This window comes from uncultured Maribacter sp. (genome assembly GCF_947500405.1).
GTDB lineage: Bacteria > Bacteroidota > Bacteroidia > Flavobacteriales > Flavobacteriaceae > Maribacter_B.
The window spans coordinates 1-1,827 of the sequence record NZ_CANMRY010000035.1; the positions used below are offsets into that span (position 1 = coordinate 1).

At 28.5% G+C, this 1,827-nt stretch carries 2 protein-coding genes; both read right to left on the minus strand.

Going from position 1 to position 1,827, the window contains the following annotated elements; genetic code table 11:
- Window positions 1-216: 216 nt before the first annotated feature.
- On the minus strand, window positions 217-726 hold the full coding sequence (locus tag Q0945_RS15810; protein ID WP_299436564.1) for a hypothetical protein: 510 nt from the start codon (window positions 724-726) through the stop codon (window positions 217-219).
- A 215-nt stretch (window positions 727-941) separates the two neighbouring features.
- Window positions 942-1,727: a hypothetical protein gene (locus Q0945_RS15815; protein WP_299436567.1), complete on the minus strand. Its 786-nt coding sequence runs from the start codon at window positions 1,725-1,727 to the stop codon at window positions 942-944.
- Between the last annotated feature and the right edge of the window lie 100 nt (window positions 1,728-1,827).

Below are 1,827 nucleotides of genomic sequence, written 5' to 3' on the forward strand. Positions count from 1 at the left end.
AAATTTAGACAAGTAAGATTCTTTTTTAGAATATTAAATTCAGTTAGAATTTTTCAGGTCAGCCATTAAGGGTAACGTTTATGTATATGGAAAGTTGCGGTTTTGTGTGCGAGGATTTTCCGAAGGAAAATCAGACGTAACAAAACAAGCAACGACCTTTATTTAAGCCAAACACCAGCAATTTTTTATATACTGTGTTGGCAACAGTTTTTATTCCTAATCTCCTTGTCCTATTGGAACTATAACAAAAGCCCATTCAGCTTCGTAAGGAACTTTATATTTATCTAAAAATTTTCCTCCAAGACCACTAACTTGAGATTGCTTATCCTCAATTTCAAGTCCATAAGTTTCTCCAAACATAAATTTCACTCCATTGTCTAATTTAAGTGTGTCAATGTCTTTTAAGTTAAAAACACGGAACTCATTCGGTTTTATTTTTAGGTTTTCAATAATTCCAATTTCGTCAGAAGTTTCATTGTAAATAAACACTTTGTATATTTTTCCAGTTTTATTGTATTTGGCAGGAATTATTGAAATCTCATTTCCTTTTTCGGTGAAAACGTTTCCATTCGAATCAGTCCATTTTTCCTCTTTTTCAGATTCAGTTTTTTGTTCCAATTCCACAGACCTTTCATTCACATTTTCTGGTGTTTTCTTTTCAGTTTCTTTTTGTCCGCAAGCAGATAATGTCAAAAAGATTATAAAAATTTGAATGTATTTCGTCATTTCTTAAATTGTTGCCAACGGCTCAGTGTATGAAATCGTAGCGTGTAAAAAGATACTACATTTTCGAATTAGCACAGAGCCAAATTTTTATATTTTGATTTAACTTTTCTTATTTAAAGCCAAATTAAAAATTTGGCGGACTTTCTAAATATACACAAACCTTTTGGTTTAGCACTTATTAGCTATGTTTTATACACCGTGTTGCCTACAGTTTTTTATTCCTTTTCATTTTGCGTTATTGAATTAATCATTCTTTTCAAAAGTTCCGATGGCATTAATATGAATCTTTTAGAATTTAATAATAATCGGTCAAATGCAAGGAAACAAAGAAAAGATTGATAAACGGCTCTATCTTTTTCTGCAATTTCAAAAACACTCGAATTTTGAAGAAATTGGAAAGAAAAAACAAGTAGATAAATGAAAAAAGAAGAATAAATTATAAATCGAATATTTTCTTTATTAAGCACATATTCTGTTAATTCGTCCAATTTGAATTTTTTCATTTTTTCAGAGTCTTTTAATCTAAATGGTCCGAACTGATATATGAAGTTTAAAATCTGTTTGTAAAAAGCTACTGAAACACAAGTCGCAAAAGTCAATATTATAAAGAGATTTGTTTGTTCTTTTAAGTTTACATAATCAAAATATTCATTTGTTCTGATTAGTAATAAAGGTAAAGCAATGGTAAAAAGTCCAAATAGAAAAATATGTAATATCAATCCCATTGTCGGTATCGCAAACTGTAATAAAAACAAAGCTAATGCTAAAGGAAAAGAAATTACTATATTAAAATATTCAAGTATTTTATTAGGAAACTTTTTGTGTAACCAGCCGAATACAATTAATAGTACAACGTAGCCTAAAAAGTAGAATATCCAATTATAGTTTTTTGAGCTGTTTAAATGTTCCATTCCCATCGATAAGAAGAACATTATTATCAAAGAGATTACGATGATAATTAGTAAGAATAAGGTAGATTTTGATTCTTTTTTAATATTCACTCAATTTTGGTTTAAATTGTAGGCAACTAATTGTATAAGAGCTGTTGCCCTTATCCAAAATAATAATTGATACTAAGATATTACTTTTTTGTAATTAGTA

Excerpts from the sequence above, each read along its gene's own strand:
- Q0945_RS15810 (WP_299436564.1), bottom strand. The coding sequence starts at position 726 with ATGACGAAATACATTCAAATTTTTATAATCTTTTTGACATTATCTGCT.